At 72.0% G+C, this 26309-nt stretch carries 15 protein-coding genes; 4 read left to right on the top strand and 11 right to left on the bottom strand.

Annotated elements, in window-relative coordinates:
• Nucleotides 1-55: 55 nt before the first annotated feature.
• On the bottom strand, nucleotides 56-541 hold the full coding sequence (locus tag WMF29_RS19440; RefSeq protein ID WP_437330277.1) for a hypothetical protein: 486 nt from the start codon (nucleotides 539-541) through the stop codon (nucleotides 56-58).
• 346 nt (nucleotides 542-887) lie between these two features.
• On the opposite strand from WMF29_RS19440, the gene WMF29_RS19435 reads away from it, so the two are divergent.
• Nucleotides 888-2399 carry a PGRS family protein gene (locus WMF29_RS19435; protein ID WP_437330276.1) on the top strand — a complete coding sequence of 504 codons (1512 nt, stop codon included), beginning with the start codon at nucleotides 888-890 and terminating at the stop codon, nucleotides 2397-2399.
• 18 nt (nucleotides 2400-2417) lie between these two features.
• On the opposite strand, the gene WMF29_RS19430 is transcribed toward WMF29_RS19435, so the two are convergent.
• Nucleotides 2418-3206, bottom strand: coding sequence for a hypothetical protein (locus WMF29_RS19430; protein WP_437330275.1), 789 nt, complete (start codon nucleotides 3204-3206; stop codon nucleotides 2418-2420).
• Between the two features lie 181 nt (nucleotides 3207-3387).
• Here WMF29_RS19430 and WMF29_RS19425 point away from each other — a divergent pair, with 181 nt between their 5' ends.
• Nucleotides 3388-4620, top strand: a complete 1233-nt coding sequence (locus tag WMF29_RS19425; protein WP_437330274.1) for a di-heme oxidoredictase family protein — start codon at nucleotides 3388-3390, stop codon at nucleotides 4618-4620.
• Between the two features lie 81 nt (nucleotides 4621-4701).
• Entirely contained in the window at nucleotides 4702-5763 is a 1062-nt protein-coding gene (locus WMF29_RS19420) for an EfeM/EfeO family lipoprotein (RefSeq protein ID WP_437330273.1), read from the top strand.
• Between the two features lie 147 nt (nucleotides 5764-5910).
• On the opposite strand, the gene WMF29_RS19415 is transcribed toward WMF29_RS19420, so the two are convergent.
• From WMF29_RS19415 to WMF29_RS19395, 5 genes are all read right to left on the bottom strand, one after another.
• Nucleotides 5911-6684: a PP2C family protein-serine/threonine phosphatase gene (locus WMF29_RS19415; protein WP_437330272.1), complete on the bottom strand. Its 774-nt coding sequence runs from the start codon at nucleotides 6682-6684 to the stop codon at nucleotides 5911-5913.
• Nucleotides 6685-6823: 139 nt separating this feature from the next.
• A complete protein-coding gene (locus tag WMF29_RS19410; protein WP_437330271.1) occupies nucleotides 6824-8329 on the bottom strand; it encodes a hypothetical protein in 1506 nt (501 codons plus the stop codon).
• Between the two features lie 264 nt (nucleotides 8330-8593).
• On the bottom strand, nucleotides 8594-10432 hold the full coding sequence (locus tag WMF29_RS19405; RefSeq protein WP_437330270.1) for an OmpA family protein: 1839 nt from the start codon (nucleotides 10430-10432) through the stop codon (nucleotides 8594-8596).
• A gap of 211 nt (nucleotides 10433-10643) precedes the next feature.
• A complete protein-coding gene (locus WMF29_RS19400; protein ID WP_437330269.1) occupies nucleotides 10644-11303 on the bottom strand; it encodes a hypothetical protein in 660 nt (219 codons plus the stop codon).
• Nucleotides 11304-11558: 255 nt separating this feature from the next.
• Nucleotides 11559-15041 (bottom strand): thrombospondin type 3 repeat-containing protein, encoded by a 3483-nt coding sequence (locus WMF29_RS19395; RefSeq protein ID WP_437330268.1) that lies wholly within the window; start codon nucleotides 15039-15041, stop codon nucleotides 11559-11561.
• A 277-nt stretch (nucleotides 15042-15318) separates the two neighbouring features.
• Here WMF29_RS19395 and WMF29_RS19390 point away from each other — a divergent pair, with 277 nt between their 5' ends.
• Nucleotides 15319-18972: a kelch repeat-containing protein gene (locus WMF29_RS19390; RefSeq protein ID WP_437330267.1), complete on the top strand. Its 3654-nt coding sequence runs from the start codon at nucleotides 15319-15321 to the stop codon at nucleotides 18970-18972.
• A gap of 137 nt (nucleotides 18973-19109) precedes the next feature.
• Here the strand turns inward: WMF29_RS19390 and WMF29_RS19385 are convergent, their stop codons facing one another.
• The 4 genes from WMF29_RS19385 to WMF29_RS19370 form a co-directional block, all read right to left on the bottom strand.
• Nucleotides 19110-21002 (bottom strand): PEGA domain-containing protein, encoded by a 1893-nt coding sequence (locus WMF29_RS19385; RefSeq protein WP_437330266.1) that lies wholly within the window; start codon nucleotides 21000-21002, stop codon nucleotides 19110-19112.
• Between the two features lie 36 nt (nucleotides 21003-21038).
• Entirely contained in the window at nucleotides 21039-22844 is a 1806-nt protein-coding gene (locus tag WMF29_RS19380; protein WP_437330265.1) for a serine/threonine protein kinase, read from the bottom strand.
• A 381-nt stretch (nucleotides 22845-23225) separates the two neighbouring features.
• Nucleotides 23226-24086: a hypothetical protein gene (locus WMF29_RS19375; protein WP_437330264.1), complete on the bottom strand. Its 861-nt coding sequence runs from the start codon at nucleotides 24084-24086 to the stop codon at nucleotides 23226-23228.
• Nucleotides 24087-24964: 878 nt separating this feature from the next.
• Nucleotides 24965-26257 carry an SUMF1/EgtB/PvdO family nonheme iron enzyme gene (locus WMF29_RS19370; protein WP_437330263.1) on the bottom strand — a complete coding sequence of 431 codons (1293 nt, stop codon included), beginning with the start codon at nucleotides 26255-26257 and terminating at the stop codon, nucleotides 24965-24967.
• Between the last annotated feature and the right edge of the window lie 52 nt (nucleotides 26258-26309).

The following is a 26309-nucleotide window of genomic DNA, read 5'->3' as shown; positions in this document are numbered from 1 at the left end:
CCCCTCCCCGCGCCGGCCCCGCCTCCGGGCGGGGGCCCGGCCGCGCGGCGCGGGCTCACTCGGGGACGGTGAGCCGCTCCGCCAGGTCCCGGACGGGCACGGGCATCGTCGGGTCGCGCGAGACGGCCATGATCTCGGCGCGGAGCGCGCGGACCTCCGTCAACCGGAGCCACGAGAGCGCGAGCCGCGTCATGCTCGGCAGGCCTCTCGCGAGCACCGCGCGGACGACGTCGGCCGCGGGGAACGAGAAGGCCACCTCCTCGGGGGGCAGGCCCGCGGCCGTCGCCGCCGCCTCGATGCTCGCGTCGAAGTCGTCCCGCTTCGTTTCCAGCACCTCGAAGAAGGCCCGCCCGCGCTCCGCCGCGATGACCTGAGCCGCCCCTCCGCCTTCGGGCGCGAAGATCCAGGCGCCCGAGCCGTCCAGCCCCACCCGGGCGCCGGACTCCAGCGTGACGAGCGGCAGGAAGCGACCGCCTTCGATCGGCTCGCCGCCGCCGGCCTCGATCAGCTCGCGCACGAGGTCCCTCAGGTTCGCGCTCATGGGCGGATGTTCGCACGGAATACCCGGCGATGGGCAACTGGGCCGACGCGCCCTGCGCCGGCAGGCGCGGGGCGGCTGCGCGCTCACGCGCTCGCCACCCGGGCGGCCCCTCCCTCTCCGGGGACGCCCCCGGCGAGCGCGTACGTGACGGGGCAGGCGCGGCGATCGCGCCTGGCGGCGCGCGCAGGTCGCTTTGCTTGGAAAACGCGCAGGGCTGACCGGAATAAGGACGGGGCAGGCGTGGCGATCGCGACTGGCGTCACGCGCAGGTCGCTTTGCTTGGAAAACGCGCAGGGCTGACCGGAATAAGAATAGTATGAGGATTCGATTCAAGGTTGATGCACGGGTGTTGGGGCTCATTCCGGTCGCGATGGCGCTGAGCGGCTGCTTCGAGGAGCCAGCAGATATCATCGGGATCGGGAACATCGAAGACGAGGTGTCCGACGAGGCCTGCACTGCGAGCAAGCACGAGACGGTCCCCTCGGGCTGCGGGGTGTGGGTCTCGAGCTCCCTTGGGCACGACAGCAACGCGGGGACCTCGACGGCGCCCCTGAAGACGATCTCGAAGGCGCTCCAGCTCTCCCCGGACAGGGGAAGGCGCATCTATATATGCGCCCAGACGTTCGATGAGGCGGTGATCGTGCCGGGAGGACACGCGCTGTTCGGCGGGCTCGACTGCGACGACGGCTGGCGCTGGACAGGCGACAAGCAGAAGACCACCCTCACCGCTCCCGAAGGCGAAACGCCGCTCTCGTTCGACAACGGCGAAGGCGTGGCGGTGATCGAGGATCTCCACGTGATCGCGCGCTCGATCCCGGCGACCCACACCGAGCTGGCAGGCAGATCGGCGATCGCCGCGAACAGCTCCGGGGTCCCTGTCGATTTCACGCGGTGCATCCTCGAGGCGGGCGACGGGGCGCCGGGGGCGAGCGACGGGGCGTTCGTGGACGGCGCTGCCGCGAAGGGGATGATCGGCAACTTCGGCAACGCCGCGTGCTCGGCCGCGACGGTCTCCGGCGGACTCCCCGTGAACAACAGCTGCGGGACGCCCGACGATCGGTCGGACGACTCGCGCGGCGGCACGGGAGGGACGGGTGGCTTGGCGTCCGGGGGTGATGGAACCAACGGGGTTCCGACTACTGTGATGAACGGCGGCAAGGGCGAGACCAGCACCCGGCGCTGCACCGCGGGGCAGGATGGCGCGGACGGGGTCGACGGGAGTCCGGGCGCCGGTGCGACGGGCTTCGGCGATCTGTTCCTGGATGGGTATACCGGTCCGCTCGCCGGCGACGGGGCGCCGGGCAGGCGGGGCCAGGGCGGCGGAGGAGGCGGCGGCGCGAAGGGCGGCACCGGCGCGCAGATGTGTCCATTCGAGGCCTCTGCGGCCGGCGCCGGCGGCGGCGCCGGGGGCGCAGGCGGGTGCGGGGGGCTCGGCGGCCGCGGCGGAGGCGCCGGCGGGGTGAGCATCGCCCTCTTCGTGGGGAGCGCGGTCGTCGACTTGAACGACGTGGTCCTGAAGACCGGCCGCGGCGGCAATGGCGGCGCTGGGGGCGAGGGCCAGGCGGGCGGCGAGGGCGGCGACCACGGGGCAGCCGGGTCCCGAGGCGAGGCTACGGGGCTGAACGCCGCCTGCCCCGGCGGTCGGGGTGGCCGGGGCGGTCATGGCGGCCGGGGCGGCGGCGGGCTCGGCGGCCACTCGATCGCCGTCGCGTACGCGGGCTTCAAGCCTTCGCTCACGAACACGACCATCGAGGTCGGTGAGGCCGGGATCGGAGGGCGCGGGGCCAGCCAGGCGTATGACGGCGCCGACGGCGTGGCGGCGGAGATCTACGATATCGAGCAGCAATTCAGGCAGTAACGCGGCGTGAGGCCCGCGCTAACCGGGCGCCGCCGGCGCGGGCCAACTCCGATCCTCCTGCATGCAGCGGAGCTGCGTCACGCGCCTTCCCTCCGCGGTGGTCACCACGATCTCCCGAACGGGCGTGTCGCGCCGCGCGCGTCGGCTCAGCTTCTCGACCACCAGGAAGCCCTCCCGCGCGCCCGCGAGGCGGAGGAACTCGTCGAACAGCGCGATGTGCGCGCCGCGCGCGCCATCGTCGGCGGTCGCGATGCGCCGCTGGGTGGCGACGCCGATCGCCAGCGCGCCGCCGCGGGCCCGCACGACCATCGCAGGATCGAGCCCGCGCTGGCTCTCGTCAGGCACGGTCCAGATCTCCGCGACCCCCGCCTCTGCGAGGCGCCGCTTCATGTAGTAGAAGGCAGACTGGAGCGTGTTGTTCCGGTACGGGATCGCCTTCGACTCCATCGGATCGACGTGGTTCCGCCAGAACGCGATCAGCGCGCGCGCCCAGCGCCCGCCGTCGAGCCGGCGATCCTCGAACGGCCAGTCCTCTGCCATCGCCTGCGCGCACACGCCGAGCAGCGCCTGCTCGTCGATCCCGCGCGTCGCCAGGCAGGGCGCGCAGTGCATGTAGGCCGTGCCCCGCTCGAGCAGCGCGCCGCACATCGAGCAGACGTCGTTGCCGTAGCCGGGGCCCATGTACCGGAGCCAGCTGGCGCTGAGCTCCTTGTGCGCCGCGCGGCGCTCCTCGTTCCGCTCGATCTCCCGCAATCCGTCCCGGAGGGCCTTCAAGGCCGCGCGTCGCTCGTCATCTCGCTGCTTCATCCGCTGCCCTCCAGCGTGAGCCCGTCCGCGCCGGCTCGGGCAATGTAACGCCCGAGCCTCCGCCACGCTTCGCAAGGAGGAGGGATCCGCCCGTGCGCGATCCTTCACACCAGCCCGGCGAGCGCGCCGCGTGGGTTATTGACACTGACTTTCATTTACGGCTACGGTTCCGGGCGACGACATGTCACGATTTGCCCTGTTTCTCACGCTCCCGCTGGTCTTCAACATGGGTTGCGGTTCGGAGCCCGCCCCCGACGATCCTCTGGCTGGCATCGAGCTGATCAGCGATGACCTCACCGACATTCCGCTGCACGACGCTTCTGCGGAGCAGGTGGCTCGGTTCAAGGACGGCGACGCGCTCTTCGATTTCGTCTTTCGCGAGCGCGACGGCCTCGGGCCGCTCTACATCCGCGCGGCGTGCGCCGGCTGCCACGACGGCGCCTCGCGCGGCCCGGGCGCGGTCCAGAAGATGGCGCTCGTCGAGGACGACGGCGTGACGCCGGCGGCAGATCAGGGGGGGCTCCCCTACGGCCACACGTTGCGGCCCTACGCCGTCGGGGGGGCGACGACGCTCTCGGAGCCCGAGACCGAGGCGACGATCAAGGTCTCGAAGCGCCTCGGCCCGCCGGTGTTCGGGCGCGGCTACATGGAGGCGGTCGACGACGCCGAGATCGAGCGGGTCGCGGCCGAGCAGGCCGCGCGCGGCGACGCCATCCGCGGGCGCATCAACCGCGTGGTGTTCCACTCGAAGAAGAGCGGGGACGAGTCGTTCAGCGCCTTCGTCGAGGGCGACGAGAACCTCATCGGCCGCTTCGGGTTCAAGGCGCGCGTCGCCACGCTCGACGACTTCACGGCCGACGCGTACCAGGGCGACATGGGCATCACCTCGCCGCTCCGGCCGGACGAGCTGCCGAACCCCGACGGGCTCACGGACGACGCCAAGCTGGGCGAGGACGTGGTCCTCGACACGGTGAACGCCGTCGCCGACTACATGCGCTTGCTCGAGATCCCGAGGCGCGCGCCCGCCGACGCGCGCGGCCAGGCGCTCTTCGTCGAGGCCGACTGCGCCGCCTGCCACGTCCCCTCGCTGAGGACGCGCGCCGACTACCCGATCGCGCAGCTCGCGGACATCGACGCTCCCGTCTACACGGATTTCCTCCTGCACGACCTCGGCCCCGATCTCGCCGATGGGCTGGCCGACGAGTCGGCCAGCTCCGTCGCCTGGCGGACGGCGCCGCTCATCGGCGTGCGCCACAGCACCGCGTACCTCCACGACGGCCGCGCCAGGACCATCGAGCAGGCCATCTTGCTCCATGACGGCCCCGGCTCGGAGGCCGCGGCTTCGATCGCCGCGTTCCGCGCGCTCTCCTACGAGGATCGCGGGGCGCTCATCGACTTCGTGCGCTCGCTCTGATCGACGTCCACCGCGACGCACACGCACCAATCCGCATCGCGCGCTCGCCCCGCGCGAGCGGTGACAAGGAGCTCGAACATCATGCACATCCCCGCCCGCTTGCGGTCCGGTCTGGCCATCGCCGCCGCCGCCCTCTCGCTTCCTGCGTGTGGAAGCGACAACGAGACGCTGCTCACCGACGCGGAGTACGAGCAGCAGGCCGTGTCCGACGTGAAGACCTTCATCCAGGGCAACATCGACCAGTTCGCCGCCGCCACGGCCGCGCTTCAGGCGGCCGCGCCCGCGCCAGATGCCGACGGGTGGAGCGCGACGAGCGACAAGGAGGCCGTCGATGCCATGAAGGCCGAGTGGAAGAAGGCACGGCAAGCCTACGAGAGCATCGAAGGAGCCATCGCGGTCGTCTTTCCGGATCTCGACTACTCGACGGACGCCCGCTACGACGCGTTCATCGAGGTCCAGGCCGACGACGACCTCTTCGACGGTGAGGGGGTGACCGGCGTGCACGCCATCGAGCGCATCCTCTGGGCCGACGCGATCCCGGAGCCCGTCCTCGCCTTCGAGTCGGAGCTCGACAACTACAGCGAGGCCGCCTTCCCTGCCACCGAGGCCGAGGCCGCCTCGTTCAAGGACGAGCTCTGCGCGCGCCTCGCGGCCGACGCGGCGAAGATGCAATCGGATTTCCGCTCGCTCGCGCTCGACGCGCCGTCCGCCTACCGCGGGGTCATCGCCTCGATCGCGGAGCAGGTGGAGAAGACCAGCAAGGCGGCGACCGGAGAGGAGGAGTCGCGCTACGCCCAGTACACGCTCGCCGACATGCGCGCGAACATCGCGGCCGGCGTGGCGACCTACGAGGCCTTCCAGCCGTGGATCCTGACCAAGGGCGCCGAAGGCGCGGAGGTCGACAAGGCGGTGCTCGACGGCTTCGAGCGGCTGTCGAGCGCGTACGACGCGATCGAAGGCGACGCGCTGCCGCCGCTTCCGGAGGGGTGGAGCGAGGCGGAGCCGACCGACGAGCAGCTCGCGACGCCGTTCGGGAAGCTGTTCTCGCTCGTGGAGCACGAGAGCGACGACGCGACCCCGGGCACGCTCGCCAGCGACATGACGAGGTCCGCCGATCTGCTCCGGCTCAAGACGCTCCCGTAGAGCAGGGCGCATCGTCGTGCGCTGCGGGCTCATCCCCGTCGTTCGGCTCGTCGAGGCCTACTTTCGCGCGCCTCACTCGCTTGCCTGGCGGCTGAGCCCGGTTCACACGAGCCTGCATCCCGCTCTGGCGCGGCGCTGTCAGCCGCGTCAGCCGCCGGCGTTCCACCGCACGAGCACGCACGTGACGTTGTCGGGGCCGCCGTGCTGGTTGGCGCGGTCGATGAGGGACCGCGCCGTCGCGGCGAGGTCGCTCTCCTGCGCGAGCAGCTCGGCGATCTCCGGCTCGGAGACCGGGCCGGAGAGCCCGTCGGAGCAGATCAGCAGGAGATCTCCGGCCTCGGGCCGCTCGACGCGCGTGGCCACGTCGACGGTCTTCCCCATCCCGAGCGCGCGCGTCACGACGTTGCGGGCGAGCAGCGGATCCACATCGTCAGGCAGCTGCTCGCCGCTGTTCAGGTGCTCGTTCCAGAGCGAGTGATCCTCGGTCAGCCGCTCTAGCCTGTGCTTTCGGTAGCGGTAGACGCGGCTGTCGCCGACGTGCGCGATGCACGCCGAGCTCCCGTCGACGTAGACGCCCGCGAACGTCGTCCCCATGCCGTAGCAGAGCGGGTCGCGCTGCCCGACCTCGAAGATGCGCTCGTTGGCGCGCCAGATGGACGAGACCAGGCGCAGCTCGAGGGGCGTCACCTCCTCGTCGTACCCCGTCGGCTGGGTGATCTCGCCCTCGCCGTCCTTGCAGTACGAGCGCACGATGTCGACCGCCATCCGCGACGCGACCTCCCCACCGGCGGCGCCGCCGATGCCGTCCGCGACGACGAAGAGGCCGAGATCCAGATCGACCGCGAAGCTGTCCTCGTTGTGCTCGCGCTGGTGGCCAACGTCGCTGTCACCGGCGGCTTCGATATGGAGCGGGGGGTTCACAGAGCTTCCTCGTCAGCGGGACGCGTGTCGATGCCCGGAGCATCCAGCGGCGGGACGCCTCGCGCAAGTCAGGAAGGCGCTCAATTCGGGCGAAGAGCGCCGGCCTGCTTGGGCACGGGCGTCATCCGCGTCACGCGGGTCACGTGCGCAGCGCAGCGGTCGCGGGCGACTGGAGCGCCGGATGGGCGCCCTGCGGCTCGCTGCGCTGCCCGGCAGGGGGCGGTACGCTGGCCGCGAGGGCCTCGAAGCGGCCGTTCTTCCAGGTCACGAGGCCTCCCGAGAGGCGCGCGGCGCTGCCCGCCCCCGGCTCGGATCTCAGCCAGACCAGGGGGCGCGCGGCGAAGACCGGCTTCGTGCAGGCCACGTCCTCGAAGGCGGCGGACCATGAGCCGGTGTTGCCGAAGAACAGCCCGCCCTCCCAGGTGCCCTCGGGCGTGTGCGTGTGACCGAAGACGACCGCTCTGGCGCGATGGGCGCGGGCGACCTGGCGCGCGGCGCGACTGACGCGCTGCCACGTCGCGTCGAGCGGGAGCTTCGGCACGAGGCGCTCATAGACGATGAGCGCCGCCGGCGCGACGAGCGCCGCCGGCGCGAACCAGAGCGGGGCGAGCAGCAGCCACACGAGCGCCACCGCGACCGCGAGCAGCCCCAGCGCGGCCCGGTCGAGCCACAGCTCGCGCGCGACGAGCCCCAGCCGATCCTCGGCCGGGGGCGCGAACAGGCGGGCGTGACGGGCCACGGCGCGGAGCGGGGCGCCCGTCTCCTGCGCCGCGGCGGCGAGGCTCTCGCGCAGGCGAGCGCGCCGCTCCGGCTCGCGCCGGCGCACGAGCTCGACGAGCGTGCGGAGCGCGCCGAGGGCCCACGCCCCCGCGAGCGAGCGGCGGGAGAACATGTAGTAACGCGCCCAGTGCGCGAGGTACCCGAACGCGGACAGCATGAACGAGGAGTCCACGTGCGGGTTGAAGTAGCCCATCCGCGACACGAGCAGCCGGCACACGAGCGAGCCCATGGTGGGCTGGATCTCGCCCGGTTTCCGCCCGAACGGGACCATGGGGTACCGGTAGCTGCAATAGGCGTCGTACTGGTTGCCGTGCTCCACGATGATGCCGTCGGGCGTCTTGTGGAACCACGCGCGAAACACGACGCGCGCGCCCAGCGCCGCGCGCGCGTGCGGGGCGCCGGAGAGCGACGCGTCGCCCAGCGCCGCGAGCGCCGCCTCGACGACGCGGGCCCGGACCAGGTCGCGCACCTCGGGCAACGTGAGCTGGACGTCGTGGTTGCCGGAGATGAACACGACGGTGTGCCCGTCCGCGACGACGCGGCCGAGCGCCTCGATGAACACCGGGTGATCTGCGAGGATCGCCGCCATCGCAGGGACCGCGTGCTCGGCGCTGCGGGGGAGATCGTGAAAGACGCTCTGCTGATCGATCACGCGCGGCGCATCGAAGTCGAACACGTCGCCGTTGAGCACGAGCGTGAGCTCATCGCGCCCGGCGCCGCGCGCCGTGCCCTGCCTCATCTCGTCCCGGAGCGCGTCCAGCATCGCCGCGACCTCGCTGTCGGGGGAGTAAGGAGCCTGGCGGTAGCGCATCCACAGGCCGTCACCCGGCTCGAGCTCGCAAAGATGGATATCTGAGATCGCCACCGTATGGAGCATTCGATAAGGTGACACACGCGCCCGTCCATGGCCGTCAGGGAACGGTCACGGCCGGGGGTCGGGTGATGGCGGAGGCGCATGCGGGCGCGGCGCAGCATGACGTGCCGCGACGCTGCGATCGCCCTGGACTGCGAGGTATCGGCGCCTGCGCGTCTGGGCGGCTGTCGGGATTTGTGGTGTCTTGGGCGTTGTGTCGCTCGTTGTCGTGGTCGTGGTCGTTGCACCACACCGCCGCCCGCCGCCGCTTGCCCGCTAGGGCTTTCCCTTGCGCTTGACGATCACGAACTGCACGCGGCGGTTCTTCTGGCGCCCTGTCTTGACGCGGTTGTCCCCGAGCGGCTGCTCGAAGCCGTAGCCCTTGGCGACGAGCTTCTCCCGGGGCACCCCGGCGGCCACGAGCCACGAGAGGACCGCGTCCGCGCGCTGCTGCGACAGGCGGAGGTTGTACTCCTCGGTCCCGTTGTCGTCGGTGTGGCCTTGCACCTCGATGAGCTCGATGTCCGGGCTCTGCTGGATGGCGTCGCGCACCTCGTACAGGATCTCGTCGGAGATGGGATCGACCGTCTCCGCGCGCGTCTTGCCGTAGACGACGAACTGCACCGGCTTGGACGTCTTGATCTCGTCGGCGTTGACGCGAACGAACCTGGGGCAGCCGTTCTGTCGTGGATCGGGGTCGGAGGGCCCCCGCTCGTTCGGACAGGCGTCCGCGGCGCCGCGGACGCCGTCTCCATCCGGATCGTCGGGGCAGCCGTTCTGCTTCGGGTCCCGGTTCGCCGGTCCCTTGACCTTGGGGCAGGCGTCCGAGGCGTCGGCGATGCCGTCGCCGTCCGCGTCGCCAGGGCAGCCGACCTTCTTCGGGTCGTCGCTCGCCCCGCCGCGCACGGTGGGGCAGGCGTCGATGCCGTCGTGAAAGCCATCGTCGTCCGAGTCTTCGGGGCAGCCGTTCTGCGTGGCGTCGGCGCTGCGGGCGCCCGGGGTGGTCGGGCACGCGTCGTCGATGTCGAGCACCGTGTCCCCGTCGCGATCCGCCGGAGGACATCCGTCCTTCGCGCGATCGGGCGACGGATCGCCCTTCACGTCGGGGCAGGCGTCGATGTCGTCGTTGATGCCGTCGTCGTCCTTGTCGCCCGCGACGGCGGCGGTCTGAGCGCGCTCCGGGGCCGGCTTCGGGAGCGGCGTCCAGCCGACCATGCCGACCGCGCGGACCGGCGGTGTGCCGATGGCGTTCGTCAGGCCCGGCCCGACCGCGGCGCCGAACGTGAGGCCGTCGAGGACGCGCAGCTTGGCGCCGAAGAGCAGCTCGGCGTTGACGCTCGCCTGGTCGCGCTGCACCGGCGTGCTCGAGAGCAGGAGCTCCTCGCCGAGCGGCGCCCCGCCGTACGCCTCGGCGCCGAGCTGGAGGAGATCGCCGCCGATCAGGAGCCCCGCGGCGCCGCCGAACGTGAGCCGCTGCGGCCGGTTGGGGCCGCCGCCGAGCTCGACGCCGCCGCTCGCGCTCCAGAGGAAGCCGAGCGACGACTCCGCCGAGCCGACGCGCCCGCCGAGGCTCGCGTGGACGGCGCCGCGGGCCTCCGCGTCGCCGGTGTACTGCGCCGGCGAGCCGGTGGGCGCGAACAGGTAGCCGCCGATGCCGAGCTGGAACGGGCCTGCGTCTTTCCCGAGCACGCGGAGGCGCGCGCCGAAGCGGAGGTCGCCGAGCTCGGGGGCCGTCAGCTCGGTGAACACGACGCCGGGGATGCCTGGATCGTCGCCCCCTTGCGCGACGGCGAGGGGGGCGTCGATCGAGAGCAGCAGGCGATCCCACAGCGCGAGCGAGGCGTCGAGGCGGAGGAACGTCTGCGAGGAGACGAGGTCGACGGGGGTGTCGCCGCTGGTGTGGATGGGGCGGTGGGCGTAATCGAGCATCACGTACGCGCGCGGCGCGAGGTGGCCGGGAGCGGCCGGAGAGGGCACGCCGAAGAAGGCGTCTCCAGCGGGCGCCGGCTCGAACCGGTCGAGGGAGAACCCGCCGGTGGATTGACCGCGCGAGGCGCCGGCGAGCGTCATGAGGACGGCCGTGGACGCGACCGCTGCGACGGAGGAAGGCCTCATCGGCCGGGCACGATAGCGGGGGCGCGTGGCGGGGGGCAACATCCGCTTTCCCTGGCCGCGGCGATCCCGGGCGAGGTCCAGGTGGCGGTCAGCGCCCGCGCTCTCGCCGCGTTTGACTTTGCCACTGGGGTGGCCACGGGACGACGGTGCGCAGAGCGCGCGCGACGTGCCAGGGACGATCAACGGCTATGGGATGGCCGCGCGCGGCGCCTCACGGACAGTCACCGAAGGCGCTGTTGGGTACGACGCTGCGCGTGATATCCGCCGTGACGGTGGGGATGTCCTGCGTCCAGACGTGATCCGTGGGAGCCGCGTCGCAAGTCCCATTCTGGGAAAGGTCCACGTACCAGTGCATCTTGTACGCTTTGTCGCCGGGTATCTGTCCCGTCACGGTGAACGTGCCGTCGGCCTCGATCGCGTCCGAAGCGCTCAGGGCCGGCGCGGCTTCGCCGGCGGCGACGACGGCCACGTAGACCATGTCACCAGCGGTGTAGGCGGGAACGTAACCGGTGCCGCGGAGGGTGAAGTTGAAGCTCTCGCCCGATGTGCCGCCCGCGCCGCCTTCGCCGCCCGCTCCCGCTCCGCCCACTCCCGCGCCGCCTTCGCCGCCCGTTCCTGAGCCGCCGGCGCCACCTGTTCCCGTGCCGCCGGCGCCGCCTGTCTCCGCACCGCCAGAGCCGCCTGTTCCCGCGCCGCCTTCGCCGCCCGTTCCCGCGCTGCTCGTGCCGCCCTCACCCGCGGTGGTGGTCGTCGTCGAGCTCGAGGTCGTCGCCTCCCCCATGCCGTCATCACCGCCGCACCCCGCGCCCGTGCCGGCGATGACGAATGCGCCCATCGCCATCCATACCGCGATCCACCGAGATGCCTGCATGAGGGTCCTCCTTGAAGCTCCGTAGTTAGCGGGGCGCATCTTCGTGCGCTGCGGGCTCATCCGCCTCGTTCGGCGCGCTGCGGCGTACTTTCGTACGCCTCATTCGCCTGCCTGGCGGCTGAGCCCGTATCACACGGATCTGCACCTCGCTATCCAAGATTGACGGTATCGGACGGCTGCGTCGACGAGGAGCCGTCGCGCTCGCCGGGCGTATATCTCAGCTGATCGCCAGAGCCCAGTTTCCGCGGCGTGGAATCACGCCGCCCGCCGTGGCTGCCGCCGGCCTCCCCGCCGGAGCACGGCGGCGAGGATCAGCAGCATCCCCCATGCCTCCCGGGGCATCGGCGCGCGTCCCATGCGGCAGTCGCAGCCACCTTGGAAATCGGGCGACGTCCCGCCGCCGCTCGTCGCCGTCGTCGCCACGGCCTCCCCGCCGGCGCCGCCCATGCCGCCGGCGCCGCCCGCTCCGCCGGCTCCGCCGCCGCCGCCGCTGGTCGGATCCGGCGTCTCGCAGGCATCACCCACGCCGTCCTTGTCCGTGTCGGTCTGTTCGGGGTTCGCCACGGTCGGGCAGTTGTCGGTCTCCGTCACCTCACCGTCTCCGTCGGGATCGCAGGCGTCGCCGAGATCATCGCCGTTCGTGTCTTCCTGCCCGGCGTTCGGGAGGAGCGGGCAATTGTCGCAGACGTCGCCGTGGCGGTCGCCGTCGGCGTCTTCCTGCTGGGGATTCACGATCAGCGGGCAATTGTCGTCATCATTCGCTATCGAGTCGCCGTCGGCGTCATCATCGCAGGGATCGCCGAGGCCGTCGCTGTCGAGGTCGGACTGCGGCTCGCCGGGCGCAGGCGGCGGGTTCGCCGCGAAATCGCAGTTGTCGTCGTCGTTGATCACCCCGTCAGCGTCCGGATCGCCGTCAGGATCGCACGCGTCCCCGATGCCGTCGCGGTCGGCGTCCTGCTGCCCGGCGTTCGGCACGCTCGGGCAGTTGTCGTCGACGTCGAGCTTGCCGTCGTTGTCCGAGTCGCCGTCGCACACGTCGCCCTTGCCGTCGCCATCGGTGTCGACCTGCGGCTCGCCCGGCGCAGGCGGCGGGTTCTGCATGAGGCGGCAGTTGTCGTCGCCGTCGAGCACGCCATCGTCGTCCGAGTCGGTGTCCCGGTAGTCCGGGGTCCCATCGCCGTCTGTGTCGATTGCCGGCGTGTTCAGCAGAGCATCCCCGGCCTCTTCGGAGTCGAGCACCCCGTCCCCGTCGCTGTCCGGGTCCACGGCGTCGATGAACGCGTCATCGTCGGTGTTGTTGACCGGATCGCCAGGATTGTCGCGGTTCAGCACCTCCTCGAAGTCCCCGATGGTGTCACCGTCGGAGTCGACGCTGGTCGGGTCGGTCCGGAGCGCCGCCTCCTCTGCATCCGTGAGGAGGTCGTTGTCGTCGTCGTCGTCGCAGACGTCCCCGGCGTCATCGCCGTCGCCCTGGGCACTGTCGGTGTTGACCTGGTTGGTGTTGATGTCGTACTGGCAATTGTCGTCGACGTCGAGGACGCGGTCGTTGTCGTCGTCATCGTCGCACTCGTCGCCAAGCGCGTCTTCGGGCCCGTTCTTCCGGTTGTTCTCCTGCCCCGGGTTCGGGGTGGTGATGCAGTTGTCGGTGGCGTCGGGCACGCCGTCGGCGTCGTCGTCGGTGTCGCACGCGTCGCCCAGCGCGTCGCCACCGGCGAGGTTCTGGTCGGTGTTGATCTGCGTGCTGTTCGGTGCGAACTGGCAGTTGTCGGTGGCGTCGGGCACGCCGTCGGCGTCGTCGTCGGTGTCGCACGCGTCGCCCAGCGCGTCGCCGCCGGGCAGGTGCAGATCGGTGTTGGCCTGCGCGCTGTTCGGCGTCGTGACGCAATTGTCGTTCACGTCGGGTACGCCGTCGGCGTCGTCGTCGTCATCGCACGCGTCGCCGAACCCGTCGCCGTCGGTCAGGTCCTCGTCCGTGTTCGTCTGATCGAGGTTGCGCTGGAGCGGACAGTTGTCGGTGGCGTCGGGCACGCCGTCGGCGTCGTCGTCGGTGTCGCACGCGTCGCCCAGCGCGTCGCCGCCGGGCAGGTTCCGGTCCGTGTTGCGCTGGCTCGTGTTCGGCTCGGTCGGGCAGTTGTCGGCGGTGTCGGGCACGCCGTCGGCGTCGTCGTCGTCATCGCACGCGTCGCCCTGCGTGTCGCCGGTGGCTGCGTCGGTGTTCGTCTGGCTCGCGTTCGCCGTGGTCGGGCAGTTGTCGCACGCGTCGCCTATCCGGTCGCCATCGCTGTCGCCCTGGTTGTTCGTGTCGTGCGGCCCGTTCGGTGTCGCGGGGCAATTGTCGCAGACGTTGCCGACCCCATCGTGGTCATCGTCGAGCTGGCCGGCGTTGGCGATGCTGGCGCAGTTGTCGCACGCGTTGCCGAGGCCGTCGCCGTCGCTGTCGATCTGATCCGTGTTGGCGACCTCAGGGCAATTGTCGCAAGCGTTGCCGACATTGTCCCCGTCGCCATCGGCCTGGTTCGCGGTGATGAGGCGCGGGCAGTTGTCGCACGCGTCGCCGAAGCCATCGCCGTCCGTGTCGACCTGGGTCAGGGTTGCCACGTACGGGCAGAGATCGCACGCGTTTCCGAAGGCGTCGCCGTCCTCGTTTTGCTGATCGTTCGAGCGGCCCAGGCAGTTGTCGCACGCGTCGCCCGTCCCGTCACGGTCGTCGTCAACCTGGTCGTCGTTGCGCGCGCCAGGGCAGTTGTCGCACGCGTCGCCGACCGTATCGCCGTCCCTGTTCGCCTGGTCCGCGTTCGCGCGGTCTCGGCAGTTGTCGCACGCGTCGCCGACCCCGTCGTGGTCCACGTCTTCCTGGCCGCTGTTGGGCGTGTCCGGGCAGTTGTCGCACGCGTCGCCGACCCCGTCGCGATCGCCGTCAGCCTGGTTCGTCGTCGCCGTGTCCGGGCAGTTGTCGCACGCGTCGCCGATCCCGTCATGATCCCTGTCAACCTGGCTGTTATTGGCCGCGTCCGGGCAGTTGTCGCAGACGTCGCCGAAGAGGTCGCCGTCAGGGTTGTGCTGATCGGTGTTCGGTGCGTTTGCGCAGTTGTCGCAGTCGTCCCCGATGCCATCGTTGTCCCTGTCCCGCTGATCGTTGTTGAATGCAGTGGGGCAGTTGTCGCAGGCGTCGCCGTAGTTGTCGCTATCGGCGTTGCGCTGGTCGCCGTTCGAGACGTTGAGACAGTTATCGTTGAAGTCGCTGTCGCCATCCGCGTCGTTATCGGTCTCGCAGATGTTCCCCCGCCCGTCGCGATCGCTGTCGAGCTGATCCTCGTTGCGATCTCCATCGCAGTTGTCGCAGACATCCGGGACGCCGTCGCCGTCGCCGTCGAAGTTTGGATCCGCAGCCATGGGCGTGGGAATGGTCGGACACTTGTCTGCGGTGTCCGCTAGCCCGTCGTTGTCGTCGTCAAGATCCGCGTCATCCGGGATGCCGTCGTTGTCGTCGTCGTCGTCGCAAGCGTCGCCCTGACCGTCGCCATCGCCGTCGTACTGGCTCCGGTTGCTGACCCCAGGGCAGTTGTCGACGGCGTTCGCGACCTCGTCGTTGTCCGTGTCCCACAGCGTCGCGCTCGCCGGCCGGGGCGCGAGCGCCACGAGCGCGAGCAGGCCCGCGAGCAGCGGCAAGATCCCGCGTCGCGCGGCGCCGGCGTGCGCGAGGTGGCGGGACATCCAGGGCAAGGCGGGGAAAGTCATCGCGGCTCCTCCAGACAGATCGCGCCGTACGCGACAGCGCCCCCGTAAGCCTACCCAGTTTCGCCCTCCTCCTGGGGAGGTTTTCCTCGGCCGCGCGCTCGAGGGAGCGGCGATCGCCCGCCGCCGCGTCCCCTGTCGGACGCCACGTCGGAGGAGCCGCGCCGCTCTGGCGACGCGCACGCGCCGCCTCGCTGTTCGGCTGCGGGCCGCCTTCTGTTAGGATGGCCCAGATCCGCCCCCTCACGTCGCGCGCGCCGCGCCGACCACGGAACGACCCTTGCGAAACCACCGCGTGCTGCGACTCGGCTTCAGGCTGCGAACGGCTGCGCTGCTCTCTGCGTGCGCCATTCTCCCCCAGGTCCTTGGCTGCTCCGACGAGGGCGCGTCGCGCCGCTCCCCACCGCCCGGCGCCGCGTCACCTCAGGCTGCGCCGCCCGGAGCGCGCGCCCGCATCGCCGCGATCCGCGCGCGCTTCGCCGACGCCATCGCCTCGAGCCCCGTCAAGATCGTCGCGCCGACCCCGGCCGGCGCCCTGCGCGCGGCAGCCCCGGAGGGGGCCGCGGCGTCCGTCGAGCTCCCGGCGCGCGCCGCCGGTCCGGTGCGCCTCGCCGATGGCGCGTCTCGAGTCTCGATCGCCTTCTCCCTCGTCGACGCCGCCGACGTGCCGGCGGCGGTCGACAGCGGCCTCGTCCTCTACGCAGGCGCGCTGCGCGCCGACGGCGGCGCACGCGACGTCCTCCACCGCGTCCTCCCGAACGGCACCGAGGACTTCGTCGTCTTCGAGCAGGAGCCAGCGCGCAAGGAGCTCCGCTACCGGGTCGATGTCACCGCCGCCGCGGGCCTCCGCCTCGTGGAGCGTACGCTCGAGTTCCTCGACGCCGGCGGCTCGCCCCGCCTGCGCGTCGCGCCCCCGTACCTCGTCGACGCGACCGGCGCGCGCGTTCCGGCCTCGCTCTCCGTCGAGGGCTGCGCCGTCGACACGAGCCCTCGCGCCCCGTGGGGCCGGCCGGTCACCCCGCCGGGCGCGCCGGCGTGCACGGTGATCGTCGGATGGCAGCCCGCCGGCGTTCAGTACCCGGCGCTCCTCGACCCGCAGTGGATCGCCACGACGAACCAGATGATCACGCCGCGCGCCCGTCACACCGCCACGGTGATCGACCCGGCGAACCCTGCGAGCCCCGTGCTCTTCGCGGGAGGGTTCGACGCGTCCGGGGGCGCGCTGGCGACGGCGGAGCTGTACTTTCCGCTCGACCGCACGTTCGCGAGCACCGACGCGATGGACGTCGCGCGCGGCGCCCACACCGCCACGGCGGTCACGAAGCTCGCCCCGGCGGCGCCGTCGGATCCTGCGCCTCCGCCGCCGGCGGTCGTCGTCGTGGGCGGCAGCAGCCAGCGCACGAGCGGCACGCCGGTCGCTGCCATCGAGGTCTACAACCCGGCCACCGGCCAGTTCATCAGGGACGCGGGGGCCTCGCTGGGCCGGTTCAACCACTCGGCCACCCTCCTCGTTCCTGGCGAGGTCCTGGTCGCGGGCGGCCTCGCGGATCCGCTCAACCAGCCCACGAGCACCGCTTCCCTCTACACGTTCAGCTCCTTCGGACCGAACGGCGGAGCGCCCGTCACGAGCACGCTCGCCGCCGTGGGCAGCATGGCGACCTCGCGCCACGCCCACACGGCGGTCCGCCTGAAGAAGGGGAATGTGCTCGTCGCTGGCGGCTTCGTCCTCTCGGGCGCCGCGCTCACCTCGGCCGAGATCTTCCACGAGGACGAGGGCGTCTTCCGGCCGATCTCCGTCCTCTCGCCCTCCGCGACCCCGATGACGGCGCAGATGAGCGCCCTCCGCGGCTTCCACACGGCGACGCTCATCGACCGTACGGAGGCGCTGGGCGGTCAGACGGCGACGTCGCTCGATTCAGGCGAGGTGATCCTCGTCGGAGGCACCACCCGCGTCTCTGGAGGCGCCTACGTCCGCACCATCGACATCTACCACGACGGCGTGACCGATCCGACGAAGCGGGGCTTCGAGCTGCAGCCGACGCCGATCTCCATGGCGAACGCGCGCGCCAACCACACGGCGAGCCTGCTGCCGACGGGCGACGTCCTCATCGCCGGCGGGTTCGACGGCACGACCTCGCTCTCGAGCGCCGCCATCTATGATCCGCTGACCAGGAAGTTCAGCCCCCTCAGCCTGCCGGCCGGTTCGCTTGCGCAGGAGGCTCGTCGTGAGCACGTCGCCGTCGTCGTCAACGCCGGCACGGACCGCGTCGCAGGCCGGGCGGTGCTCGTCGCGGGCGGCATCGGGGCGACCAGCACGCAGCCGCTCGCCAGCGCGCAGCTGCTCATCAAGGCGAACGGCGAGGCGTGCGCGCACGATCAGGAGTGTGCATCAGGGCATTGCTCCGATACGGAGAACGTCTGCTGCAACGAGGCGTGCGATCAGGAGTGCTTCTCGTGCACGGCGTCGGGCAAGGGGACGGGCAGCGATGGCACCTGTGGTCCTGCGAAGCTCGACACGGAGCTCCCGATCGTCTGCGTCAACCAGATCGAAGTGCACAACCGCTGCGATGGCCTGGGGCACGCGCTGGCTCATGAATCCACCAAGGACTGCAAGCCGGGCCGCTGCGGCAGCAACAACAGGTGCATTCTCTATTGCCTCGACGACTGCGGTTGTGACGAGAGCGGTTGGTGCGACGTCGGCGTCGGCGATCCGAACGCTTGCGGCGAGGCCGGCGGCGCCGGAGGTGCGTCCTCCGGGACGGGTGGTGGCGGCGCGGGTGCAGGTGGCGCAGGCGGCGCGTCCGCTGGGTCGGGCGGCGCGGGCGCGGGCGGCGAATCGGCTGGATCGGGTGGCGCTGGTGCAGGCGGCGCATCTGCTGGAGGCGGCGGAGGTGCAGGGGGCGGAGGGGGCGCATCCGCTGGGTCGGGTGGCGCTGGTGCAGTCGGCGCATCCGCCGGGTCGGGTGGCGCGGGCGCAGGGGGCGCGTCCGCCGGATCGGGCGGCGCTGGTGCAGTCGGCGCGTCCGCTGGATCGGGCGGCGCGGGTGCAGGCGGCGCGTCCGCAGGATCCGGTGGCGCACCGCCCGGGTCGGGTCTGTGCCTCGATCGACTCGCCAACGGCGCCGAGTGCGCTCGCGATCGCCAGTGCATCTCGGGCCACTGCGTCGACGGGTTCTGCTGCGATTTCGCGTGCGATGGCCAGTGTCAGGCATGCGACGTGGTGAACAACGTCGGCAGGTGCACGAACGTCGGGACGCCTGTCGACCACGAATCGCCGCACCCCAACGAGGGCGGCACCTTCCAGCGCGAGGCGTGCCCCGGTGACGGCGCGTGCGCCGGCTACTGCGGCGGCGCCACCGATGCCAAGTGCATGTTCCCTGTGGAGGGGGCGGTCGCGAGGACCTTCACGTGCTCCTGCCCGGACGAGGGCTGCATCGTGGGTCCCGCGACGCTCACGCGCTTCTTCTGCGCTGGAGACGGCGGCGAGAACGAGCCGGTGGTCGAGCGCTGCGGCGGGTTCAAGTGCGCGGACGAGACCGCCTGCAAGACATCCTGCGCCTCCGACGACGACTGCATCCAGGACTTCGTCTGCCTCGACGGCGTCTGCGCCGACCTCGAGGAGATCGGACCGAGCTGCGACGGCGCGCACACGCTCCGGTCCCCGGGCGCTGACACGGACTGCACCCCGTACACCTGCCCGCCGGGCGGCAGCGCCTGCGCCTCACCGTGCAGATCGGTGGCCGACTGCGTCGATGGCATGGTGTGCAACCTCGCGAACCAGTGCGTCCCGCAGATCGATCCGTCGGAGGTCCCGTCCTGCTCCTGCAGCGTCGTCGGCGCCCCCGCCGAGCGCAATGCCGCGCGCCTCTCCGTCCTCCTCGGCGTCGCCGCAGCGCTGGCCGGGCTTCGCCGCCGGCGGACCTCCCATCGCTAGGTTGCCAAGGGCAGACGAGGCGCGCCCACACATCGGTGCCGCGCCTCGTCAGGTACGAGCAGCGCCGAGCGGGATCGGGAGCACGCGACGCGGAGCGGCGCCTCGCGACCGCGCACGGCGCACCGGCTCGGGTCTCGTCAGAACTGGTAACGCAGGCTCGCCCCAGGCGAGATCATCAGGACGAAATCGCCCATGAGCGACTCCGGCTCGTACGTGCCGATCCCGTCGCTCGCCGCCGCCAGCTCGATCGTCCTGTCCCACTTCGGCTTGCTGAGGCCGATCAGGAGAAGCAGCTTCACGCCACCGGCCACCTCCCACCGCTCTCCGAGCCGCAGGCCGAGCCGCACCTCAGGATCCGCGTAGAAGTAGGTCGCCGAGGCGAAGTCGACCACCGGGAACGTGTTGAACGACTCCCCGCCGGTCGTCCTGAACCTGCCGGTCCGCTCGTCGCGGACCTCGCCCACGAGCACCCCCGCGCCCAGCCGGAGCAGCGCCGGGAAGCGCTCGCCGAAGTGGTATCCGAACGTCGCGCCGGCCAGGAAGCCGCCCAGGCGGAGCGTGTCGCTCGCCGTGCCGTCGAGCGGATCCCGGTAGCCGACCGGCCTGAGCGCCGCCGAGCGCTCGTCGAGCTGCTGCGCCGCGAACAGGCCGCCGAGCTCGATCCCGACGCCGATCCCCGAGCCGAGCTCGTAGCCCCCGTGGATCATGCCGAGCCCGCCGAGGCCGAGCGAGCTGGAGCAGCCCGAGTCGCAGCCGTCCGTGATCTCGCCGCCCAGCGTCGGCGCCAGCAGGAACGAGGCGCTCACGTCGAGCGTGATCTTCGGCGGCTTGCGCCAGATGTCCGCGTCCTCGTCGCGCTCGAGCCCCATGTCGAGGCTCTGGCGCTGGCCCTTCTGCAGCGTCACCGTGCGCGTCCCGGTGACGAACCCGTCGGCCTTCACCTCGACCCGGTGCGTGCCGACCTTGAGCCGGCCGAGCCAGACGCCGTTGCCCACGTTGACCGAGTTGATCCACACGCTCGCGCCGGGCGGCGTGGGGTCGACCCGCAGCGAGGCGTCGAGATCCTCGGCGAGCAGCGACAGCGTCGTGAGCTCCTGCGGCTTCACCGGCGCCGCGGTCGGCTGCGTCCCGAGCTTCCCCGCGCCGCGCAGCGCCACCATGTGATCGCCGACCGACAGCGCGCCGATCCACGGGGTCTGCCCCACGACCACGTTGTCCACGAGCACGTCGACCGTCTTGCCGGCGCGCTCCACCACGCGCAGCCGGCCGGAGCGGGTCAGCCTGCGGAGCTTCGCGTTGACCGTGACGGTCTGCCCGCCGGCGACGTCGACGCGCGTCTCCACCGGCTCGTAGCCTTCCTTGAAGACGCGGAGGACGTGCGCGCCCGCCGCCACGCGGATCGGCTTGACGGGCGGGTACTGCCCGCGCTCCTCGCCGCTCACCACGATGGACGCCCCGGGCTCCGCGTTCGTGATGTCGAGCGTCCCCACGAGCGCCCGCAGCTCGGCGATCTCCCGCTGCGCGGCAGCGCGCTCGGCGGTCGACATGGTGAAATCGCGGAGGAAGGTCTCGAACATCTCGAGCGCCTCGTCGTAGCGCTGGAGCTTGCGCAGCGCGATCGCGGCGTTGTTCGTGGCCACGCGCGTCGGGAAGAGCTTGCGCGAGAGGAGGAACTCAGCGAGCGCAGGGCCCCAGGCCTCCTCGCGCAGCAGCGTGAGCCCCTTCTCGAAGTGGAGCCGCGCCACCTGCCGGTCCGTCTCGGAGACGGGCGCCTCCTCGGCCGGCACCGCAGCGCCCGTGGCGGGCGCGGCGCCCTCCCTGGCCGGCGCGCCGGCTTCAGCGGCGGGCGCGGCGCCCTCCTTGACCGGCGTGGCGGGCTCCTTGGCCGGCGGCGCCGGCTGCGCGAGCGCCGGTCCGGCGGCGACCGCGGCCGCGATCGCGGCCGAGAGCGCGCGCAGCCGCGGCGCCGCGCGGGCACGCCGCGCGAGGGAGAGAGGACGAGAGCCGCCGCGCCGCGTACGCAGATCCATTCGATCGAGCACCGTACTCAGCCTGTCGTTCCGCTGCTACTTTCCGAACTCGTCGGTGTTGTCGATGATCCCCTTGGGGGTCGTGGGCCCGGGCGGAGGCGCTGGCGACGCGGCCGAGGCGCTCTTCGCCGATGCCGCAGGACCGCCCTTCCCCGACGTCGGCGTGAGCTCGACCTTCGGCGGCAACGCGCCGGTGTCGGTCACCACGACGTCGGCCATGGCCTCGCCTCCACCCTTCTTGAAGACGCGCACCCTGTGCACGCTCCCGGGCGGCCCGGTGATATCGAGGATCCCGTTGCGCGTCGTCACGCGCTTGCCCTCGACCTCGACCGAGGCGTCGGCGGGCAGGATGACGACCTGAACGCGCTTCGGCTGCGGCTCGACCGCCGCCGCGACCACCTCCGGCGTCGTCGGCGTCGCGGCCGGCGTCGGCGTCGGGGCTGTCGATGTCAGCGTGGCCGCCGCAGGCGGGAGCGTCTCGACGGTCGCCTTCGTCTCCGGCTGCACGATCGGCTCCGCCGAGGGCCGGCTGATGAAGTACACGCCGGCCGCGATGACCGCGGCGGCGAGCGTGGCGCCGGCCACCACCGGCACCCGCGGCACGCCGGGCTGCGTGCCGCGGTGCGACTGCGTGAGCGCCCCCGTCGTCGCGGCGCCAGCGTGGTTGGTGGCCGGAATGATCGCCGCCGGCGGCCCGCTCTGGAGCGGGGGCGGCGCGAACGACGAGTAGCCTCCGCGGTGCTCCTGCGGGACCGCGGGATACCCGCCGCTCTGGTTCGCCGGCGCGGTCGCGGCGTACGCGCCGCCCTGATTCGCGGGCGAGATCGCGGGGTACCCGCCGCTCTGGTTTGCCGGCGAGGCCGCTGCATACGCGCCGCCCTGGTTCGTGGCCGGCGCGTTCGCCGCGAGCCGCGGCGCGGACTGCCGGTGCACGGCCTCCGGCAGCGGCACGAGCATGCTCTCGTGGATGCCCCAGCCGTACGGGAGGAGCGGCCGGATGGCGCCGAACATCTCCTGCGCGCTCTGGTAGCGCTGCCCGGGGGCCTGGAGGAGGCATCGGTGCACGATCGCCGCGATCTCGGGCGCCACCCACGGGGCGAAGTCCTGCACCTGCGGCGGAGGATCCGAGCAGATCGCGATGATCAGCTCACCGAGCGCGGTGATGTGATGGTACGGCGTCCGCCCGGTCAGCAGCTGGTAGAGCACGGCGCCGAGCGACCAGATGTCGGTGCGGTGGTCGATCTCCTTCTGGCCGCGCGCCTGCTCGGGCGACATGTAGAGCGGCGAGCCGATCAGGTTCCCGGTGCGCGTCAGATCGGCGCTCTCGGTCTCGTTCGCCCGGTCCATCTTCACCTTGGCGATCCCGAAATCGAGCAGCTTGACGAGGATCTCGCCGGCGTCGCGGCGCGCGAGGAACAGGTTGTGCGGCTTGATGTCGCGGTGGACGACGCTCGCCTCGTGCGCCTTCTGGAGCCCGATGCACGACTGCGCGACGATGCGCAGCGCGAGGTCGGGCGCGAGCGGTCCGACGCGCTTGATGAGCTCGTGGACATCCTCGCCCGCGAGGAACTCCATCGCGAGGAACGGCAGGTTCGAGCCACGATCGACGCCGGCGTCGAGCACCTGCGTGATGTGCTGTGTGTCGATCGCGCCTGCCGCGCGCGCCTCGCGCTGGAAGCGGCTCACGACCTTCGGGTCGCGGGTGAGATCGGCCGAGCTGATCACCTTCACGGCGCAGCGCCGGCCGGTCCCCGTGTGCTCGGCCTCGTAAACCGAGCCCATGGCGCCCTCGCCGAGGAGCTTGCGTATCTGATATTTGCCGTCGATGATCGTGCCGATCACAGCGTTAGGGCCACTCTAAGGGATTGCGCACGGCGTAGCAACGCCCGTGAAGGCGGCGCACGCCGCCGGCGCGGCCTCGCTGCATTCGGCTGCAATTTCGCGGACCGCGCCGCGCTCCCGCGGCGCAGCGCGTCTCACACCGGCCATCCATCCTCCCGCCACGCCGCCATCCCGCGCGAGCCGCGGGGGCACGGCCGTGTGGCGCCGTCCCCCCTGCGTCCGCGACCCGCGCTGGCGGCGACGACCTCACCTCACATGGGTCGCCCCCGCCGGCGCGGGCCCAGCCTCTGCCGTTGCAGCCGTTCGAGCGCTGCCGTCACGTCCCCGCCGTCCGCTGGCCGCCGGGGTCGGCGCTAGCAGCCGAGGCCCGAGGCCCTGTCGCTACCAGCCGAACCCGTTGTTGTTGCCGCAGGCCCCCGAGAACCCGGCGCCGCCCCAGGGGTTCCCCGCGAACCCAGCGCCGCCGCAGGGGCTCCCCGCGAACCCGGCGCCGCCCCAGGGGTTCCCCGCGAACCCAGCGCCGCCGCAGGGGCTCCCCGCGAACCCGGCGTTGTTGCCGCAGGGGCCCGGCCACCCGCCGCCGCAGGGGCCGGCCGAGAACCCGCCGTTGAGCGGCCCACCGATGCCCGCCGGATTGCAGGGGTTGTGGGGCGGCCGGTTGCAGCAGCAGGGGGGACCGAAGTTGTTGCACGGGAAGCAGTCGGGAACGAACGCGGTGTTGAAGGTGGTGCAACTCGAGATGAGCGCCGCAGGCACGCCGAAGCCGCCGAAGCCACCGAAGCCACCACCGAACGGCACGCCGCCGAACGGCACGCCACCGACGCCCGGCACGCCGCCGACGCCCGGCACACCACCCGGCCCGCCCACGGGCCCCTGGCCAACAGGCCCCTGGCCCACGGGCCCCTGGCCGACAGGCCCCTGGCCGACAGGCCCCTGCCCCAGCTGGCCGACCGGCGCCTGCAGGCCGGGGCTCACCGGTTCCTGCCCGCCGACAGGCCCCTGGCCGAGGTCCATGGGGCCCTGCGCGCCGATCGGCCCGCCTTTGCCACCGTACGGCCCCTGATACCCGCCCCTCGCCGACGCGCCAGCCTCGAGCGCCGCGGTCGTCGAATCGACCTGCTCGACCTCGTCGATGCCGGCCTCGTCGCGATCCGCGTCGCTCACCGCATCAACGGCGCACCCCGTGCCCAGCGCCGCCATCACCACCGCGAGCCCCAGCACCTTGCCATGAATCGAGAGCATGTGTCGTCCTCCTCAATATCCCGTGATGGCCGGAAGGTCCGAGCCACCTTGGGCTCATCGAAGAGCAGGGTGTGTGCCTCAGCCCTCGTGTGCAGACACTGCCGCTGCGAGCTCGTGTCACTGGCCTTGCCGCATCCGCAAAAAGGCATTCTCTGGATCGACGCCGGCCTTGGTTTTCCGGGTTCTCAACGCGGAGACCGGCGGGACGGCCCCCGATGGGAGGGCGTATCGCCCGCGGCCCGCGCGCCGCATGCTGGAGATGGCGAACTCAACGCCTCGGCGGCAGGCGCCGAGCGCCACGCGCAGCGCCGCTCTCGCGGGCTTTCGAGCAGAGCACCTGCGCTCCCGCACGCACCGCGGCCGTCGTGAACGAGAGCCGCCGAGCCCCGCGCGAGGCCCGCTGACGACGGCGCGCGGCGCCTCCCCGCCGCCCGTCTGACCGGGCCGCAACCTGCGCACGAGGTCGGACCCTCTGCGCCTGACGTGCTCAGGCTGCGCCGTTTGTGCATCAACAGAGGCACGACACGAATCGATCGCCTCGGGCCGTAATCTTCTGCCTCCGCCACCGTAACTTCGCGGCGGGCGCTCGAAACGAGCCGCGTCAGCGAGATCCTGCGCCTGTAGACCACCCGATGCGCGCACGTGGGATCATGTGGTCAAATCTATGTGGGTGGCTCCAGCCGCTCATCGTACGCACGTCGTGTGCGCACCCGGCGGCCCAACCACGGCCGGCGAACTGAAGGACTTTTCTCCGGAGGGCGCGTGCGCATATCGAGCGAGACGGAAGGGCCCGGCGCACGCCGCGGGCCGCGGGCCGCGGGCCGCTCGCCATGATGGGTTCCAGGAGGCCTGATCGCCGCCCCCTCTTCGTGATGTCCTTATCTCTGCGCGCCGCTGGCGCCCCGGTGGTCGACGCCCTCGCCCCGCTCGGCGCCGTCCGGTGGCGCGATGTCCTTGCAGCAGCGGAATCCAAGGTGGTAGTTCGCGTGGCTGCCCTTGCTCATGAGGCGCGTCGCGTGCCAGTCGGGGGCGCGAAAGCGGCAGTCGTCGGCGTGGACCTCCATCGACGAGAACGCGAACCAGCTGCCCTTCATCTCGGTGAAGCCCCGATCGCCGTAGCGCGCGAGCTCCTCGGGCAGGATGGGCAGGCTCATGTGCTCGGCGACGTTGCCGTGCAGATCGAAGACACCGAGGCTGCTCCGGCACGCGGGGAACGCGCCGGCCGGATACGTGTTGGAGCCGCAGCGGTCCCACCCGCCGCCTGGACAGCCCGGCGTGCGGTAGCTCCCCGTCCCGCAGAGCGCGTGGTTCTTTGCGGGGCCGTAGCTCCACACCTTCTCGCGCAGGAGGTTGTGGTGCCAGCTCGCCTCGTTCCGGGGCCGCGCCCACTCGTACTCGACGTCCGGATCCCGGAGGGCGCCGGCGCACGCCCCCTCCCACTCGTGCGCATCGCAGATCCGTTTCCCGACCGCCCTGCACAGGAGCGCCGCCTCGCGCGCCCGGACGTGCACGACGGGGTACTCGCAGGGCACGTTCGGGAACTCGAGCTGATCGATGCACACGGGGGCGTCCGCCGCGGTCTGACCGCGCGTGGGATCGAAGAGCGGCACCATCCCCGGCGCGCCGCAGGCCGGCTCGCGCGCCGGCTCGACGCCCGAGAGCGCTCGAATGCGGCGGCACTCCGATCGCGACATCGGGTGGCGCGTCAGCGCGGGGTTGCCCTGGCCGAGCACCGTCGACGCCGCGAAGATCGCCTCGACCTGCCGCATCGCCTCGTCGGGGAGCGCGAGCTCGCGCCGCATCCGCGCGAACAGCCGGAGGCGCTGCTCTTCCAGCGTGCCGGGCTCGTCGTCCTCGTCATCCGCCGTGAGCGTCACGCGCTCCGGTGGCGCTGTCGGCGCGCCCTCCGGCAGCGCGCTCGCCGCGCTCGCCACGAGCGGCGCCGCGCTGCGCGCCGCCGTCGCGGGCGCCCCGCTCCACACGGCCACGGCCGCGCTGGTCCACACGGCCGCTCCCGCGCCGGCAGCGCCCGCAACGACGAGGGCCGCGGCTCTGCCGCGCCGGCGCGCAGGGGCCGCGCGCGCGCCGGTCGAGAGCGCCGGCAGCGGGTCGCTCGACGCGGGTGATCGCGGGGTGCAGGGCGGCTCTATCGGCGTCTCGGTGCAGGACATCGGCGCGCGAGCTCGCGCTTACTGCTACGAGCATCCATCGATTCCGGCAACT

It is taken from the genome of Sorangium sp. So ce381 (assembly GCF_051473845.1).
Classification (GTDB): Bacteria; Myxococcota_A; Polyangia; order Polyangiales; family Polyangiaceae; genus Sorangium; species Sorangium atrum.
Note: the sequence above shows the minus strand (reverse complement) of the source record. Positions and strands in the feature narration are given on the sequence as shown.

Excerpts from the sequence above, each read along its gene's own strand:
- WMF29_RS19440 (WP_437330277.1), bottom strand. The coding sequence starts at position 541 with ATGAGCGCGAACCTGAGGGACCTCGTGCGCGAGCTGATCGAGGCCGGC.
- WMF29_RS19430 (WP_437330275.1), bottom strand. The coding sequence starts at position 3,206 with ATGAAGCAGCGAGATGACGAGCGACGCGCGGCCTTGAAGGCCCTCCGG.
- WMF29_RS19425 (WP_437330274.1), top strand. The coding sequence starts at position 3,388 with ATGTCACGATTTGCCCTGTTTCTCACGCTCCCGCTGGTCTTCAACATG.
- WMF29_RS19420 (WP_437330273.1), top strand. The coding sequence starts at position 4,702 with ATGCACATCCCCGCCCGCTTGCGGTCCGGTCTGGCCATCGCCGCCGCC.
- WMF29_RS19405 (WP_437330270.1), bottom strand. The coding sequence starts at position 10,432 with ATGAGGCCTTCCTCCGTCGCAGCGGTCGCGTCCACGGCCGTCCTCATG.
- WMF29_RS19400 (WP_437330269.1), bottom strand. The coding sequence starts at position 11,303 with ATGCAGGCATCTCGGTGGATCGCGGTATGGATGGCGATGGGCGCATTC.
- WMF29_RS19395 (WP_437330268.1), bottom strand. The coding sequence starts at position 15,041 with ATGACTTTCCCCGCCTTGCCCTGGATGTCCCGCCACCTCGCGCACGCC.
- WMF29_RS19385 (WP_437330266.1), bottom strand. The coding sequence starts at position 21,002 with ATGGATCTGCGTACGCGGCGCGGCGGCTCTCGTCCTCTCTCCCTCGCG.
- WMF29_RS19375 (WP_437330264.1), bottom strand. The coding sequence starts at position 24,086 with ATGCTCTCGATTCATGGCAAGGTGCTGGGGCTCGCGGTGGTGATGGCG.
- WMF29_RS19370 (WP_437330263.1), bottom strand. The coding sequence starts at position 26,257 with ATGTCCTGCACCGAGACGCCGATAGAGCCGCCCTGCACCCCGCGATCA.